The sequence below is a fragment of the Rhodoligotrophos defluvii genome, from assembly GCF_005281615.1.
Taxonomy (GTDB): Bacteria; Pseudomonadota; Alphaproteobacteria; order Rhizobiales; family Im1; genus Rhodoligotrophos; species Rhodoligotrophos defluvii.
In genome coordinates, this window is record NZ_SZZM01000002.1 from 280,393 (window position 1) to 296,218 (window position 15,826).

Genomic DNA, 15,826 nt, shown 5'->3' on the forward strand with positions numbered 1-15,826 from the left:
GCGATGCTCGAATTCGACTATATCATCGTTGGTGCCGGCTCCGCCGGATGTGTGCTCGCGGACCGGCTCACTGCGTCGGGCCGCAACAGCGTTCTGGTGCTCGAAGCCGGCGGCTCGGACAGGCGGTTCTGGATCAAGGTCCCGATCGGCTATGGAAGGACCTTCTACGACACGCGGGTCGCCTGGTGCTATCGCGCCGAACCCGATCCCATGCTTGGCGGCCGAAGCGCCTACTGGCCGCGCGGCAAGGTGGTCGGAGGGTCGAGCTCGATCAACGCGCTCATCTATTGCCGCGGCCTGCCGCCCGATTTCGACGATTGGCGCGATGCGGGCAACCCCGGCTGGGGCTGGAGCGATGTCGCGCCCCATTTCGAGCGGCTGGAGACGCGCTGCAGGGGCCGCTCACGTCAGGGGTCCGGGCCCGTTCACGTCACCGATGTGAGTCGCGAGATCCATCCCGCAAGCCGCCACTTCTTCGCTGCAGCCCGCGAGATGAGCCTGCCCGTTACCGATGACTTCAACGGTCCTCATCCTGAAGGGGTGGGCTTCTACCAGATCACCACCCGCAACGGCTTCAGATGGTCGGCCGCTGATGCCTTTCTGAGGCCTGCCCTTGCCCGTGGCCGGTGCGAGCTCGTCACCCGAGTGCTTGTTAAGCGCATTCTCATCGAGAGCGGACAGGCAAGGGGGGTGGAATATCTTCGTGGCGGCCGGACCTTGCAGGCGATGGCTCGGCGCGGGGTGATCGTGAGCGCGGGCGCGGTCAACTCGCCACAGATCCTCCAGCTCTCAGGGATAGGTCCCGGCGCGCTACTGCAAGCTCATGGCATTCCGGTGGTCGCCCACCGCGAGGCGGTCGGCGCCAATCTCCAGGACCATCTCGCCATAGACTTCTTCTTCAAGGCACGCGAACCAACCCTCAACGACATCCTGTATCCCTGGCGGGGCAAGATCATCTCAGGCCTGCGCTACATCGCAACGCGCAGCGGGCCGCTCAGCACCAGCGTCAACCACTGCGGCGGTTTCGTGCGATCAAACGCCGAGGCCACGCGCCCCGATCTCCAGCTCTATTTCAACCCGATCACCTACCGCACCGCGCCCGCCAACAAGCGGCCGCTCATGAACCCCGACCCGTTCTCCGGCTTCATCCTCTCCTATCAGCCTTGCCGGCCGAAGAGCCGTGGGCGGATCGAGATTGGCTCGCCTGACCCCATGGTGCCGCCGCGCATCATGCCCAACTCTCTGACCGATGCGGCGGACATCGCGGACATCCTCGCCGGCGGCCGGTTCATGAAGCGAATGGTCGCCACCGAGGCCATGGCGCGGCTCATTGCCGAGCCGATTCCACCCTCGATCCTGGACATGTCGGATGACGACATGATCGAGGATTTCAAGCAACGCTGCGGAAGTGTCTTTCATGCCTGCGGCACCTGCCGCATGGGCCCGGATCCGGCCACATCGGTCGTTGACAATCGGCTGCGCGTCTACGGGATCGATCGGCTTCGGGTCATCGATGCCTCGGTCTTCCCGAATGTCACCTCTGGAAACACCAATGCACCAACACTCATGCTGGCCGACAGGGCGGCGGCGCTGCTGCTGGGCGAATAAATCGCCAGCTGCTCGAGCTCAAATCCGTATAACTTGATCATCCAGTGGCGCGTCGGGGTCATACGCATATCTCGGATTTGCGTCGAGATAGTCGTGATAATGAACGATTGTTCGATCCCGGTCGAGGAAGATGACCGCATAGGCCGGCGGTTCCAGGCTGCAGATATTTTTTCGCGTCTCTTCAAAAGTGAGCCAGCTCTGGTGGTTGGTTCCGCGCAGCGCTGAGAACGGAATGCCGTGCCAGCTTCCGGAAACCGGCCGGTGCACATGCCCGAAGAAGATGTGGCGGATATTCGGCCGCCCCGCCACCACCCGGGCAAATTCATCGCCATTGGTCATCACATACTGATCGATATGGGGCAGGGCGATTGGAAAGGGAGGATGATGCATGAAGAGATAGACGGGCCGATTGTCGCTCGTCTCCAGCATCTCCGCCAACCAGTACTGACGCGTCTTGCAGAAAAGCCCAGTGTGCACCCCTTCCTCCACCGTATCGAGGAAGATCAAGCGGCCCGCCGACGTATCGCGGACCGTTTGAACGAAGCCATTGGTGTCGAGACTCAGTTCGGGAAAGACGGAGTGCAATGTGGCGCGATTGTCGTGATTGCCGGCAAGCAGCTGATAAGGGACGGAAAGACCGTTCAGGGTTTCACGAAGCAGCACATAGGCGCTGAGATCGGCGTGATGGGCAAGATCGCCTGTCACGACGCACAGCGCGGCATCGCCGTGATGGCGATTGATGTCCGCCACGGCTGCAGTGAGCCGCTGATGCGGGTCGCTGCCGAAGATCATCTCACCCTTGGGCACGAGATGGCAATCGGTAAGCTGGATGATCTTGAGCATGCGAAAGCTCCCTTCTCAGCCTTTCAGAGCGCCAAGGCTGATACCTTCGATGAAGCGTCGTTGAGCAAGGAGGAATGCCGCCACGAGCGGCACAGTCACGACGACGGTTGCGGCCATCAACTCGCCATAGCGATCACCCGCTTCGGCCGACCGGAAATAGATCAGCCCGAGCGGTGGCGTGTTGAGCTCCGGTGATTGAATGACGACCAGCGGCCAGAACAGATCATTCCAGTGTGAGACAACCGAAAAGATCCCGAATGCGGTCGCCGCCGGCAGCGTCAGCGGCAGCAGGATCCGCAGCATGATGCTGAGTTCGCCGAGCCCATCGAGGCGGGCTGCGTCGAGAAGATCATCGGGCATGGTCCGGAAGAATTGACGAAATAGAAAGACGGCAAAGGCCGATGAGACAAAGGGCAGGACCAAGGCCGCATAGCTGTCGAGCAGCCGAAGCTGGGCGAAACCTGCATAGATCGGCAGAGCCGTGACCTGGATCGGAATAAGCAATCCGAGCAGGACGAGCCCCAGCACGAGCTCGCGACCGGCAAAGCGCAGCTTGGCGACCGCATAGGCGCAGGGCAACGCGAAGAGCAGCTGGAAAAACAGGATCGCCGCGCAGACGATGGCGCCGTTCATGAGATAGAGCAGCAAGGGCCGTTCGAAGAGAACGCTCGAATAGTTCACAAACCCATCGAGGCTGCTCGGCAGCAGAGAAAGGCTGCCGCTGAAGATCTCGCTCGCTGACTTGAGAGAAAAGGCGAGCATGTAGGCGAATGGTGCGAGAAACACGATCGCCAGAACACACAGCAATGCGAACCGGAGCGAGACGGTGAGAAGTTTCATGAATAGTGCACGCGCCGATCGAGGAAGCGAAATTTGACAATGGTGAGCGTCAAAAGCAGTGCCGTGAACGCAACGGTCAGCGCGGAAGCATAGCCGACACGGAAATAGACGAACCCCTCCCGGTAGATGGTGAACAGCACCACCTCGGAGGCACGCTGCGGCCCGCCCTGCGTTATGGCGGCGACCGTTTCGAACACTCGGAATGAGCGCAGGAAGGAGATGATCACAACGAAGACCAGTGTCGGCCCGAGAAGCGGAAAGGTTACCGTCCAGAACCGCTCCCAAGGCCGATGCGCCCCGTCCACAGCGGCCGCGTCATGGAGATCACGTGGGATCGCCTTCAGGCCGGCCATGAACAGGACCATGTTGTAGCCCGCATTCTCCCAAACCCCGATCATCGCCAAGGTCGGCAGCACCGTCGAGGCACTGCTGAGAAAGCTTTGGCGCGGCAGGCCGGCGGCAGAGAGCAAAGCATTGACCGGGCCGAGAGAGGGATGGAGCAGGAACTCCCAGACGATTGCCATGGCGACGGTGGTCGAGACCACCGGGAGAAAGAAGGCCGAGCGGAAAAAGGCGCGGCCGATCGATGAGCTTTCGATGAGGAGCGCAAGCCACAATCCCAGGATCACCGATGCCGGCGTTACGAGGGCGGCATAGAACACCGTATTGGCAGCCGATTGGCGAAAGATGTCATCGCGCCACAGCTCAATGAAGTTCTGCAGCCCAGCGAAGCGGATGTTCGAGTCACCGAGTTGCCAATCCGACAGCGCCATGGCGATGACGCCGATGCAGGGGAGAATGAGAAACACCACCGCGCCCGCCAGGAACGGCAAGACTAGGATCCAAGCGATCCTCGCCTCGGTCCGAGCAGCGGTTTGAGCGGATCCGAGTTGCCTCGAGGCTGTCGCTAAAGCAGACCTCGTCATGAGGCAGCGGCCTCGGCGAAACGCCGATGGAGCGGCGCAGGCGAGGCGATCGCAGGACTGCTCGGGATGCGCTTCCCGTCGGCATTGAAAAGGAGAATCCTGTCGCTCGCGAACTGGACGCCGACGACGGATCCCGGCGTCGGTGGTGGAAGCTCGGACTGGTGCCGCGCAATGAGCACGAGATCGCGTCCACGTTCCAGTGCCACGTGGACCAGCTCTTCCGAGCCCAGGAATTCCTTCTGCGTGACGGTTCCCATGAGCATGCCCTCATCCCGTCCCGTCAGGTTGACGTGTTCGGCGCGGATACCGAGGCGGATCGTGCCACTTTCGACGCCCGGTACTCTGATTGGCAGCCGCGAGCCGGCCAGGACCGCAAAACCATCGATGATTTCACCCGCGAGGAGGTTGATCGGCGGCGTGCCGATGAAGCGCGCAACGCGAATATCAGCGGGCGCGTCATAGATCTCCTTGGGCGAACCGACCTGCAGGACAGCGCCATCCATGAGCACGACGATCCGGTCGGCCATGGTCATGGCCTCGACCTGATCATGGGTCACATAAACGGTCGTGATCTGAAGGCGCTTCTGCAGTGCGACGATCTCCGTCCGCGTGGACGCGCGCAAGGCGGCATCGAGGTTGGAAAGTGGCTCGTCCAACAGAAAGAGCCTGGGCTTTCTAACGAGTGCGCGGGCAAGAGCGACGCGCTGTCGTTGGCCGCCCGAAAGCTCCTTTGGCTTCCGACCGAGATACCCGCGCAAAGCAACGTAATCTGCGGCTTCCTCGACTGCGGAGGTGATGGCAGCGCGTTTGCGAGCCACACCTGGCAGCAGATGGCGGGCGAGTGGGAGGCGCTCCACGCGGGTAAGGTCGCGCATGACGAGAGGCAACGCGATATTCTGCGCGACCGTCATATGCGGATAGAGGGCGTAGGACTGAAACACCATGGCGATGTCGCGCTCTTTCGGCGGCGTACCATCGACCGGTATCCCGTCGATGTGGATTGTTCCCGCATCCTGGCAGTCGAGACCGGCAATTAGCCGCAACAATGTGGATTTTCCGCATCCGGACGGACCCACCACGGCAACGAATTCCCCATGGCCGATCGAAAGATCGATCCCACGCAGAACCGGGGCTGACCCGAATGTCTTCGCGATCCGTGAAAGTGCGAGCGTTGCCATCTGGCCTCACTGCGGAAGCTCGGGCGCGCCGTTCTCCAGCGCGCCCCGGTCAGCATTGTGCGCGATCAGCGCGGCAGCAGTTCGTTGACCTGCTTCGTGAGAGAAACGAGAGCCTGCTCGGGCGTCTCGGTCTTGTCGACGACAGCCTCCAGATGCTGTCCGATCACGTCGTCGATCTTGATCGTGTTCGGACCAGGAAAGCTGTACCACTCTCGCACGAGCGGGATCTGATCGACCGCAGTCCTGTGGAGCGGCTTGTCATCGAAATACCCCTTCAGCAGCGCCGGATCCTCCAAGGCAAGCACATTGACAGGCGTGTATCCGACGAGCCTGATGACCGCATTGGTCCCCTGCGGGCCGGTGGAATATTTCAGCCACTTCCAAGCAGCTGCGAGAATCGCCGGGTCCTTCTCCGCCTCTTTGGTGATGATCGCCACATTGCCACCGGTTGGCAGGCGGCCGTTCTCGGCGCCCAGCGGATGGGGGCTGGTGCCGAGCGTGAACCGATCGCCGATCGAGGTCGTGAAATTGTTGAGACGCGAGATCGAGTCGATGAACAGCCCCATGCGACCGGCGATGAATTGTTGACGGGCGGCCTGGTCGGACATTGGCACGAGGCCGCCTTCGTCGACCATCCGGCGATAGAGGTCGAAGGCCTTCTGGAAGTACGGATCCTTATCGAAAGCAACAGTCTTGGCATTGGGCGTCATCATCTCGCCGCCGAGCCCGAACAGGACACCTTGGAAATACCACGCCCCGTACCAGGTGCTCGCGTAAGGGATATACATGCCGGCCATATCTGGCCCGAGGGCCTTGATCTTGCCCGCAATGCCCAGCAACCCATCCCAATCCCGGGGCATGTTGTCAGGATCGGCACCCACCTTCCGCACGAGATCGGCGTTGTAATAGACGAGCGACATGGAGACGGCGAAGGGCAGGCCGATCTGCTTGCCGTCTGCCTGGCCGATCGACTGCATGGAAGCCGTCCAGCCTTCCTTTTCAAAGCTCGAGCCATCGGCCTTCATCAACGGCGTGAGATCAACGGCGATGTCGCGCTCGCCGACGATCGGAACAAAGGACAAGCCGACGTAATCAACATCGGGCATGCCGCCGACCGTCGCCTGGCGCAGCAAGGCCTGCACGCCGGCGGAGTAATCAGTGTGAGGTCCGCGAAACTTGATTTTGATATCCGGGTGTTGCGCTTCGAAATCGGCCTTGAGCTTCTCGAAGACCTTGTCGAAGATCTGCGGCTGGGTGTACTGGACGGTGAGCTCGACAGGTTCGGCTGATGCGGACGGCACCAAGCCACCAATTCCAGCAAAGACCGACGCCAGGGCCAGACCATTCAATAACCATCTCATAGCGGCATCCCCCAACCTGCGAGCCTGACCGTCCGAAGCGGCTTGCTTGGTGCAGCCCGTCGTCGGTCTGTCGCGCAGGGATAGATGGTCTATGTGACGTGCGGATTACATCTAGATATCTAGGCTGTTACGCCGGGGAACCCTCGAGCACGATCTCCCATAGCCCGCCTGTCGACCGTGAATTGCCGAACTCGATCGGCCTGCCTTGTCGGTCGATATTGATGGACTCGACCACGAGAACTGGCGCATCCGGCTCATGTTTGAGGAGCGCAGCCTCTTCCGGCGTGCTTCGGCGGGCATGAACCCGCGTCAGCCGCCGGGTGTAGTCGTCAACACCCAAAAGCAGCAACGACTCGGTTATCGAGCCCGTATCCGCGAAGATGGTTGGCAACTCATGGAAGCGGTCGGCTGGGAAGTGATGAGTCGTCAAGCTGACAGGCTCCCCATCGATGACGCGCAGATCATCGAAGGCAATGACTGTCGCGCCAACTTGGATATCCAGATCGCGAGCCAGCTTTTCGGTCGCAGGCATTTGCCAGCTTTGCAACATCCGCCCGCGCGCCTTCTTGGCGATGTGCGAGACATTTTCACTGAAGCGCGTTCGGTTGCTGACGGGATAGCTGAAGCGCGGGGACTTCACGAACATGCCCCGCCCGCGCTCGACCGAGATGGTGCCGCGGCTTTGCAGCTCCGCCAGGGCACGCCGGACAGTGTGGCGATTGACCCCGAACCGGGCTGCAAGCTCTGCCTCGGCGGGGAGCCTGGAGCCCGCCGGATACCGCCCTTCCGCGATCTCGCTGCTCAAAGCCGTATCAATCTCCCGCCATAGGATGGTACCCGCTCGACGCATGAATCATCTCCTGACATGTCTGCGCATTCATTCGCACGCATGTCGGAAATTGTCTAGATGACTGACGCGATCCGCCGAATGCATTCCCGCCGGACTTCCCGCCAGCAGGCGGAGCAGCAGTACGCCACGAAGCAACTGCACCGGTGGTGAGGTGTCGTTACGGCTATACGTTCGGCGTAGGTGGTCTATTGCTCGGTATCAGAAAGCCCAGGGCAATGGGGACCACGCGCTGCGAGAGTAGCTCTGTCGTTGGTCGCCTTGGGTCTAGACTAATTCTAAATCATTGCAATTGCTTTTAAATTTGAAATTCACTAGTGCATGGAACGTGTGCTGGTGGGAATAGGATCGTGAAAGGGCCGGTTGATATACAGGATATGTATAGGGCTTACAGGCCTGCCTTGATCGCGTTCGCAACCCCGATCTTGGGCTCGCGCGAGGCCGCGGAGGATGTGGTCCAGGAGGCCTTCCTCAGATTTTCTCCGACACTCTCTAGGACCGGCTATCCCGCGCAGCCTCTGGGCTATCTCTACAGGATCGTTCGCAATCTGGCCCTCGACGTCTTGAAGCGCCGGAAAATCGAAGCGCGAGAGGCCGAGCATGAGATGCCGTTCTGGACGCGCCCGCGGAGCGAGGCAACTCCGGAACAATCGGCCCTGTTCTGCGCCCAGGTGAAGATCGTATCCCGCGTCATGGAGCAACTTCCAGAGAAAGCCCGTCAAGCGGTCGAGCTGCACCGCTTCGGCGGCCATACCTTGGAGGAGGTCGCAGACGAGCTCGGCATCTCCGTAGCCACGGCTCATCGCTATGTCCGCTCCGCCCTCATCGAGATTGCCGAAGCGCTCGCCGCAGAAAGAAACTGAAGCGCGAGAAAACGTCCTGGGTTAATCGTCTAGGCATCAAGCAGCGACGAGTCGTCGCTTTCGCCATTCTCGGAAGATTGCAGCAGGCCTGGACTTGAACGACCGCCACGAAAGAACGGGATCGGCCCTTGAAGAGGCGACCGACTGGCTGCTTCGTCTCAAAGACGTCCCTGACGATCCTGCTCTGTCCAGGGACTTTGCCTCCTGGCTCAACCAGTCTTCCGAGCACCGGGCGGCTTGGCAGCGTGCGAATCAGGCGTGGCAACTGCTGGGCGAAATCCCCGCCTCCCCCCACCCCGCTGATAGCAGGCGGAAGGCGGACGCCACTCCCGCCTCCCGCGCGCCGCTACTGGCATCCTTCATCTCGGTGGCAGCGATCGCGCTCCTGCTCGCCCTGGCCTATCCAGTCCTGACGCGCCACTGGCATGCCGATTACGTAACGCCGACCGGTGAAAGCCGCAGAGTAGCTCTCGCTGACGGATCGGTGATCGAGCTTGGGGCTGATAGCGCCATCGATGTCGATCTTGCGACCGCGCAGCGTCGCGCGACGCTGCTCTCCGGTGAGGCGTTCTTTGAGATCGCCAAGGACCCCGCACGCCCCTTCCAGGTGCTGGCATCCGGGGTCGAGGTCTCCGTCACCGGCACGGCCTTCAATGTACGACTTTCATCCTCGACGGCAGAAGTCGAGGTCTCCGAGGGATCGGTTGCGGTATCGACAAGCCTCCACGATCGAATGGAGACTGTTCGGGTTGCGCCCAATGAGATGGTCGCCGTGGATCTGGCAACCCGCACGATGACGAAGGCCGAGATCGAGGCCGATGACATCGCCGCCTGGCGGGCCGGACGCCTATTCGTGCGCGACGCCAGCATCGGTTCGGTGATCGAGCAGATCCGCCGCTACCATTCGGCTTGGATCGCCATCCCCGATTCCAGGCTCGCCGACAAGAAGGTAACAGGCCTCTACGATCTCCACGATCCGGACCGAGCCCTGCGAGCCCTGGTTCGGCCCTATGGCGGCAAGGTGAGAGAGATCTCGCCCTATTTGCGGATCGTTTCAGGACCCTGACGTGGCCCCTGCCATCTGAGAAAAAACTCCGATCGAGGTGAAAAAACCGGCGGCGCAGATCGTCTCTGATCTGGCAGCGCGTGGGGCCCTCAGGACCCCATGCCTGACCGGAGATCGGAGAAGCCGGGATTATGATGTCGATGAGTTTCCGCCTGCCTTGCGCGGGAGACAGGCGCCTCGCGGGAAGGGTGATGCTGCGCTTGCTCGCCACCACCGCCCTGTTCAGCTTTGCTGACAGCGTAGAGACCTATGCTCAAACAGCGGATGTTTCCGTGCTTTCGCCTTCGGCAGCCGTCAATGAAGCGCCGATGGCATTCAATATCCCCGCTCAGCCGCTCGCCAGCGCATTGTCGGCTTTTGGCCGCCAATCCGGTCTCCAGGTGACCCTCGCAGCCGCCACGACCCGGGGCATCACGTCGCGCGCGGTCGTCGGCACGATGACGCCACGGCAGGCCCTCGCACGCCTCCTGCAAGGCACCGGCATCTCATATTCGATCACCAGCGAGCGCACCGCCGTCATCGGCCAGGCGGCAGCCAGGAATGATGATGACGACGATCTGCCGCCGATAGAACCCGGGACGGTCGATGCAGATGGCTCGACAATGCTGGACGTGATCGACGTGACCGGCCACGCTATCGGCGAAGGTGGCGTGGCCGAGATCGTCATCACGCCCCAGGATCTGCAGCGCAATAACCCCTATGATTTGAGCGGCGTCTTTCGCGACGAGCCGGGGATCAAGGTCGGGTCATCGATCCCCATGTCGCAGAAGGTCTATGTCCACGGCATCGAGGAGACCAACCTGAACGTAACGATCGACGGCAGTCGGCAGAACAACAAGATTTTCCATCACAACGCCACGACACTGATCGATCCGCAATTGCTGAAGGCCGTAACGGTCGATGCGGGCGTCGCGCCAGCCGATGCAGGACCCGGCGCTCTCGCCGGTACCATCGCCTACGAGACGAAGGACGCACGCGATTTCCTCACCGAAGACGGCGTCGGCGCCTTCGCCAAATATTCCTTCAACTTCAATGGCAACACCTCGATTGGCAATCTCACGACCTTTGGCATGCATGAGGGCTGGGACATCCTCGCCTATTTCAACATGGGCGGTGGCGACGAGTTCAGGGCCGGCAATGGCGAGAAGGTGGGTGGCACGGCGACCGACGTGATCAACGGCATCGGCAAGCTCGCCTACACGACTGTTTCCGGCAACCGCTTCGCCTTCAGCTACGAGCAGATCAATGACGATGCCCCACGGCCATTCCGCGCCAATATCGGCTTCATCGATGGTCGGCCGCCTTGGGAACCGCGGATCCGCGACTATGAGCTCGACCGGAAGAATGCAGTCTTCACCTATACGGACGTCACCCCAACCGCCTTCTGGGATCCGAAAGTCGTCCTGGCCTATAGCGGAACCGACGTGCATGTGCCGGTCTTCCTCCGTCCCGTGCCGCCGGCCACCGAACCCTCAAGCTATGATGTCAGCGGCACGACCGAAAGCCTGAACGGCAAGGCTGAGAACAAGTGGACGGTGCCGCTCGGCACCGTCGTGACCGGCATCGACTTCTATGACGACAAGGCGAAATTGAACGATAAGTTTGGGCCTGCGACCGAATACGCCACCAATGTCGGCGGCTATGCCCAGGCCCGCCTCGATGCCTGGGATCGCGCCCGTCTCTCCTTCGGTGGGCGGGTCGACCAACAGTGGTTCACCGGCACAGACGGATCGGACTGGAGCAATGCCGGCTTCAGCGGCAACATCTCCGGCGAATATGAATTGGTGAAGGACTACCTGACGGCGAAGGCCGGCTATTCGCATGTCTGGGCTGGAATACCGCTGGCCGAGAACTTCATCATGAACCCCAATTGGGACTACCACACGGGTCCCGAAACGGTGACGGCGGACAACTACACGATCGGGCTCCTGGCCCGGTACAACGGCTTCACCCTGGAGGGGAATGTCTTCCGCACGGACATTTACAATGCCCGGGTCGCAAAATATGCAATAGGTGGACCCGGCGCTTTCGGCGCGATCATTGCGCGCGATGTGGAATCCGAGGGGTTCGAGATTGGCGCCGGCTATAATTGGGGACCGGGCTTTGTTCGCGTGAAATATGCCGACATCGACGTGACCATCGACGGCAAGCCAGCGGACTCAGACGTCGGAATATATCTGGCGACCCCCGTTGGCCAGGTCGTGACCCTCACAGCCGCGCACCATTTCGTGGATTGGGGCGTGACGATTGGCGGCGATGCGGAATTCGTCTTCGACTATGACGACGTGGCACCCGGCAACAGGCCTTACAAGGGCTACGAGGTCTTCAGCCTGTTTGCGGAATACCGCCCCACCGCATACTCAAATCTCAGCTTCCGCATCGATGCCCGCAATCTCTTGGACGAGACCTATTCGGACCGCGCCACCTACGGCCAGGAATTTGGAACGGTTACGCCCCTCTATGAGCCCGGCCGGTCGATCATCCTGAGCGCAACGGCGCGCTTCTGAGCCGGAAGGCATCGCCAATGCGACGGTCGATGGTCTTGTGTCGAAGCTTGTTCCTGGCCCTGTGCCTGGTAGCCATTGGCAACGCGGCCAGCCGCGCCGCAGCCATTGTCGACTTGGCAGGGCGGCGTGTGGAGCTACCGGCAAAAGTTGAGCGCATCGTGCTGGGCGAAGGCCGCTTCCTTCCTGCTTTGGCAATTCTGGAGGAGGATCCGGCCAGCCGCCTCGTCGGGATGATGGGCGAGTTCGAGCTTCTCGATCCGGGGAACTACGGCAACTTCGTCAAAGCCTTTCCCAGGCTCGCGAATGTGCCCCGTATCGGCCGGACGTCCCAGGACAGTTTCAGCCTGGAACAGACGCTCGCCCTCAAGCCGCAGGTCGCCATCTTCGGGCTTCACGGACATGGTCCCAATTCCCGGTCCGCGGAAGTGATCGACACGTTGCAAGCCGCAGGTGTCGAGATCGTCTTCATAGATTTCCGCAGCGATCCCCTCGTCAACACGCCGAAGTCGATCGCCCTTCTCGGCCAGGTGCTCGGCCGGGAAGCACGGGCCGCCGAATTCATCAAGGCTTGGCAGGACGCGCTTGGCCAGGTGCAGGATCGCCTTTCGACGACGCGTCCCGAGCCTCCGCGAGTATTCCTCGAAAGTCGCGTCGGTCTGTCCGAAGGCTGTTGCGAGACGATGGTTCACGGCATGATGGCCGGCCTCGTAGATGCAGCTGGCGGCGTAAACATCGCCAAGGAGATCATTCCCGGTCAGGCCGGGACCATCAGCCTGGAGTTTCTCCTTACCCATCAGCCCGACATCTATATCGGCACGGCCATCGGAAACGGCGTCAGGGATGACCCCGAATGGGTCACCCTCGGTGCCGGCATCCCGGCCACCGTGGCGCAAGCGAGCCTTGCCCGGTCAATGCAGCGCGTCGGCATCGCTGAACTGTCCGCGGTGAAGGACGGGCGCGCCCATGCCATCTGGCACCATTTCTATAACTCGCCCTTCAATGTGGTCGCCGTCCAGGTCTTCGCGAAATGGTTGCATCCGGAACTTTTTGCCGATCTGGATCCGGAAGCGCTGATGCAGGGTCTCTATCGCCGGTTCCAGCCCTTCGCGGTCGACGGTGTCTACTGGACCTCCCTGCGATGACCACCCCGGCGGCCCCTGCTCTGGCGCGACGCTATTCGCATCTCATCCGGTTCCGCATTCTTTGCCTGGCGCTTCTGGCAATGGCGGTGGTCGCCTCGTTCCTGTTCGACCTGACCACGGGACCGTCGCTCTTTCCCCTGGAGGCCCTCCTAGGTGGCCTGTTCGCGCCCTCTTCCCTCGACGTGAGCCAGTCTGTCATCCTCTGGAATGTCCGGCTGCCCCAAGCGGTAATGGCCCTGCTGGTCGGTGGCTCTCTGGGCCTTGCGGGCGCTGAGATGCAGACCGTGCTCAACAATCCCCTGGCCAGCCCCTTCACCCTCGGCGTCTCCGCTGCAGCGACCCTGGGTGCGGCCATGGCCATCGCATTCAGCATCGAATTGTCCGGGATCAGTGCGACCTATACGGTGCCGTCTCTGGCCTTCGTGTTCGCAGCGGCCGCCATGCTCCTGATCCAGCCATTGGTTCGCAGCTATGGCGCGTCCACCGATACCGTGGTGCTTTTCGGCATCGCCATCCTGTTCACCTGCGAAGCCCTGGTCTGGCTCATCCAGTTCCTGGCCGACGCCGACCAGTTGCAGCAGATCGTCTTCTGGAGCATGGGCAGCCTCACGCGCACCACCTGGGACAAAATCGCTGTGGTGGCCGTCGTCCTCGTGGTCGTCCTGCCCTGGTCGATGCGTCAGGCCTGGAGCTTGACCACCTTGAGGGCCGGGGAGGATCAGGCGCGCAGCGTCGGCATACCCGTGGAGCGGTTGCGTATGCTGTCTTTGCTTCGCGCCTCGATGCTCGCTGCCGTGGCCGTTTCCTTCGTCGGTACGATCGGTTTCGTCGGTTTGATCGGCCCGCATGTGGCCCGGCTCGCCCTGGGTGAGGACCACCGCTTTTATCTGCCCGGCAGCGCGCTCGCTGGCGCATTCATACTGTCGCTCGCCTCCATCGCCTCGAAGAGCATCATCCCCGGCCTGGTGGTGCCTATTGGGATCGTCACCGCGCTCACGGGGATTCCGGTTTTCCTCGCCCTCGTCCTGGCCAGGAGACGCGGCTGATGAGGGGGCTCGCAATTACCATCCAGTCGGCTGGCTATCGAGGCAGGTCGGTGCTGACCGACCTCTCGCTGCCGGTTATTGCGCCAGGGTGTTTGGCCGCCATCGTCGGCCCCAATGCGGCCGGCAAGTCCACCCTGATGAAAGCGATCGCCGGCCTCTGCCAAATGCGGGGGAAAATCGCTCTCGATGCCGAGGACCTCGGCGCCCTGCGACCGGTGGACCGCATGCGGAAGACGGCATATCTGCCCCAGATTCCACCGCAACCCACGTCGCTCCTTGCCTATGAGACCGTGCTCGGGGTGCTTCGCGCCACGCGCCAGGATCTGGGGAGAGCGGCTGCCGCACAGGCCGTGGAGGCCGTCTTCGACAGCCTGCGCATCCACGAGATCGCGCTGTATCCATTGAGCGAGATGTCGGGCGGCCAGCGGCAGATGGTGGGGCTCGCCCAGGTCATGGTGCGAGCGCCCCGGCTGCTCCTCCTCGATGAACCGACATCGGCGCTCGATCTGCACTGGCAATTGGACGTTATCCGGGCCGTGCGCGAGGCGACGAGGCGGGACGGCGTGATCGCGCTCATGGCCATTCACGACCTCAATCTCGCAATTCGGACCGCAGATCGCGTGATCGTCCTGGCGGCAGGAAAGGTCCTCGCCGACGGCCTTCCTGAAGAAGCCATCAGCGCCAGCATTCTGCGCCGGGCTTATGGTGTCGATGCCCGCATCGAGCGCTGCTCGCGGGGTACCCCCATCATTCTGATCGACGGACCGGCGGCGCAAGGTCCTAGTCCCGAAGAAAGGTAGAGCAGGTGTCTATGGCTCAGCAATCCAAGCCGGAAGCCCCGCGTCGTCGAGAGCCAGAGAGGTGGCATTTCCGGGTGGTCGACGCCCTGGATGTGGGCGCCAATTTTCGACGCGTGCTGCTTCGCTGCGACGATCTGAGCGAACTCGCGTACAAGCCGGGCCAGGCGCTCGTGCTTGAACTGCCGATGGCCGATGGCCAGAACGGCTGGCGCGATTACACGATCCGCTACGTCGATCGCAGCGCAGGCTGTCTCGCCATCGACTTCCTTCTCCACGGCGATACGCCCGGGCCAAACTGGGCGCGTGCAGCCGACAAGGGCAAGACGCTGATTGCCTATGGTCCCCGCGGCAGGATCGTTCTGAATCCAGGAGCCAGCTGGCATCTCTTCTGCGGCGATGAAACCTGCCTGCCGGCGATCCTGCACATTCTCGAGGAAGCGCCCGCCGGGATAGCAGCTCATGTCCTGCTGGAGGTTGCTGGTCCGGGCCACGAGCTCCCTGTCCGGACGGCGGCTGATCTCGATCTCACTTGGATTCATCGAGGCGGGGGCAGGCCGGGGCCCAGCAGCCTGGTGCTGGATCGGCTCGCCGGCTTCACCTTTCCACCCGGCCTGGGCCATGCCTATATCATCGGCGAAACCAGCAATGTGCGGGCTCAGCGCCGGTTGCTGCTCCAACGCGGATTGGCCAAAGGGCAGATTTCAGCCGAAGGCTATTGGCGGCCAGGGAGAATAGGCGGTCATGATCACGTGGATTGATGCTGCCTCGGCTCGCCTCCGGCGAGCATGCGTGCCAGCGG

General features: G+C 61.9%; 14 protein-coding genes. 8 read left to right on the forward strand and 6 right to left on the reverse strand.

The window, feature by feature from the left end; genetic code table 11:
* Positions 1 to 3 precede the first annotated feature (3 nt).
* On the forward strand, positions 4 to 1,608 hold the full coding sequence (locus E4P09_RS10455; protein ID WP_137389552.1) for a GMC family oxidoreductase: 1,605 nt from the start codon (positions 4 to 6) through the stop codon (positions 1,606 to 1,608).
* 18 nt (positions 1,609 to 1,626) lie between these two features.
* Here the strand turns inward: E4P09_RS10455 and E4P09_RS10460 are convergent, their stop codons facing one another.
* The 6 genes from E4P09_RS10460 to phnF form a co-directional block, all read right to left on the reverse strand.
* Positions 1,627 to 2,451, reverse strand: coding sequence for a phosphodiesterase (locus tag E4P09_RS10460; protein ID WP_137389553.1), 825 nt, complete (start codon positions 2,449 to 2,451; stop codon positions 1,627 to 1,629).
* Between the two features lie 15 nt (positions 2,452 to 2,466).
* Positions 2,467 to 3,291, reverse strand: a complete 825-nt coding sequence (locus E4P09_RS10465; RefSeq protein WP_137389554.1) for a carbohydrate ABC transporter permease — start codon at positions 3,289 to 3,291, stop codon at positions 2,467 to 2,469.
* Positions 3,288 to 4,217: a carbohydrate ABC transporter permease gene (locus E4P09_RS10470; RefSeq protein ID WP_137389555.1), complete on the reverse strand. Its 930-nt coding sequence runs from the start codon at positions 4,215 to 4,217 to the stop codon at positions 3,288 to 3,290. The genes E4P09_RS10465 and E4P09_RS10470 overlap by 4 nt, the downstream gene beginning before the upstream one ends.
* The gene (locus tag E4P09_RS10475; RefSeq protein ID WP_137389556.1) at positions 4,214 to 5,395 is read right to left on the reverse strand and encodes an ABC transporter ATP-binding protein; all 1,182 of its coding nucleotides are present in this window, start codon (positions 5,393 to 5,395) and stop codon (positions 4,214 to 4,216) included. Before E4P09_RS10475 ends, E4P09_RS10470 begins: the two co-directional genes overlap by 4 nt.
* 65 nt (positions 5,396 to 5,460) lie before the next feature.
* Positions 5,461 to 6,756, reverse strand: a complete 1,296-nt coding sequence (locus tag E4P09_RS10480; protein ID WP_137389557.1) for an extracellular solute-binding protein — start codon at positions 6,754 to 6,756, stop codon at positions 5,461 to 5,463.
* A 127-nt stretch (positions 6,757 to 6,883) separates the two neighbouring features.
* Positions 6,884 to 7,606 (reverse strand): phosphonate metabolism transcriptional regulator PhnF, encoded by a 723-nt coding sequence (gene phnF, locus E4P09_RS10485; protein ID WP_137389558.1) that lies wholly within the window; start codon positions 7,604 to 7,606, stop codon positions 6,884 to 6,886.
* Between the two features lie 374 nt (positions 7,607 to 7,980).
* On the opposite strand from phnF, the gene E4P09_RS10490 reads away from it, so the two are divergent.
* From E4P09_RS10490 to E4P09_RS10520, 7 genes are all read left to right on the forward strand, one after another.
* A complete protein-coding gene (locus E4P09_RS10490) occupies positions 7,981 to 8,466 on the forward strand; it encodes an RNA polymerase sigma factor (protein ID WP_137390262.1) in 486 nt (161 codons plus the stop codon).
* 94 nt (positions 8,467 to 8,560) lie between these two features.
* On the forward strand, positions 8,561 to 9,532 hold the full coding sequence (locus E4P09_RS10495) for a FecR family protein (protein WP_137389559.1): 972 nt from the start codon (positions 8,561 to 8,563) through the stop codon (positions 9,530 to 9,532).
* Between the two features lie 191 nt (positions 9,533 to 9,723).
* Positions 9,724 to 12,039: a TonB-dependent receptor gene (locus E4P09_RS10500; RefSeq protein WP_137389560.1), complete on the forward strand. Its 2,316-nt coding sequence runs from the start codon at positions 9,724 to 9,726 to the stop codon at positions 12,037 to 12,039.
* A 17-nt stretch (positions 12,040 to 12,056) separates the two neighbouring features.
* The gene (locus tag E4P09_RS10505) at positions 12,057 to 13,181 is read left to right on the forward strand and encodes an ABC transporter substrate-binding protein (protein WP_137389561.1); all 1,125 of its coding nucleotides are present in this window, start codon (positions 12,057 to 12,059) and stop codon (positions 13,179 to 13,181) included.
* On the forward strand, positions 13,178 to 14,227 hold the full coding sequence (locus E4P09_RS10510) for a FecCD family ABC transporter permease (protein ID WP_137389562.1): 1,050 nt from the start codon (positions 13,178 to 13,180) through the stop codon (positions 14,225 to 14,227). Before E4P09_RS10505 ends, E4P09_RS10510 begins: the two co-directional genes overlap by 4 nt.
* Positions 14,227 to 15,027, forward strand: coding sequence for an ABC transporter ATP-binding protein (locus E4P09_RS10515; RefSeq protein WP_137389563.1), 801 nt, complete (start codon positions 14,227 to 14,229; stop codon positions 15,025 to 15,027). Before E4P09_RS10510 ends, E4P09_RS10515 begins: the two co-directional genes overlap by 1 nt.
* An 11-nt stretch (positions 15,028 to 15,038) precedes the next feature.
* Entirely contained in the window at positions 15,039 to 15,785 is a 747-nt protein-coding gene (locus tag E4P09_RS10520) for a siderophore-interacting protein (protein ID WP_137389564.1), read from the forward strand.
* Positions 15,786 to 15,826: the final 41 nt, after the last annotated feature.

Coding starts and splice junctions, on each gene's coding strand:
- E4P09_RS10455 (WP_137389552.1), top strand. CDS start 4: ATGCTCGAATTCGACTATATCATCGTTGGTGCCGGCTCCGCCGGATGT.
- E4P09_RS10460 (WP_137389553.1), bottom strand. CDS start 2,451: ATGCTCAAGATCATCCAGCTTACCGATTGCCATCTCGTGCCCAAGGGT.
- E4P09_RS10465 (WP_137389554.1), bottom strand. CDS start 3,291: ATGAAACTTCTCACCGTCTCGCTCCGGTTCGCATTGCTGTGTGTTCTG.
- E4P09_RS10470 (WP_137389555.1), bottom strand. CDS start 4,217: ATGACGAGGTCTGCTTTAGCGACAGCCTCGAGGCAACTCGGATCCGCT.
- E4P09_RS10475 (WP_137389556.1), bottom strand. CDS start 5,395: ATGGCAACGCTCGCACTTTCACGGATCGCGAAGACATTCGGGTCAGCC.
- E4P09_RS10480 (WP_137389557.1), bottom strand. CDS start 6,756: ATGAGATGGTTATTGAATGGTCTGGCCCTGGCGTCGGTCTTTGCTGGA.
- phnF (WP_137389558.1), bottom strand. CDS start 7,606: ATGCGTCGAGCGGGTACCATCCTATGGCGGGAGATTGATACGGCTTTG.
- E4P09_RS10490 (WP_137390262.1), top strand. CDS start 7,981: ATGTATAGGGCTTACAGGCCTGCCTTGATCGCGTTCGCAACCCCGATC.
- E4P09_RS10500 (WP_137389560.1), top strand. CDS start 9,724: ATGCTGCGCTTGCTCGCCACCACCGCCCTGTTCAGCTTTGCTGACAGC.
- E4P09_RS10505 (WP_137389561.1), top strand. CDS start 12,057: ATGCGACGGTCGATGGTCTTGTGTCGAAGCTTGTTCCTGGCCCTGTGC.
- E4P09_RS10510 (WP_137389562.1), top strand. CDS start 13,178: ATGACCACCCCGGCGGCCCCTGCTCTGGCGCGACGCTATTCGCATCTC.
- E4P09_RS10515 (WP_137389563.1), top strand. CDS start 14,227: ATGAGGGGGCTCGCAATTACCATCCAGTCGGCTGGCTATCGAGGCAGG.
- E4P09_RS10520 (WP_137389564.1), top strand. CDS start 15,039: ATGGCTCAGCAATCCAAGCCGGAAGCCCCGCGTCGTCGAGAGCCAGAG.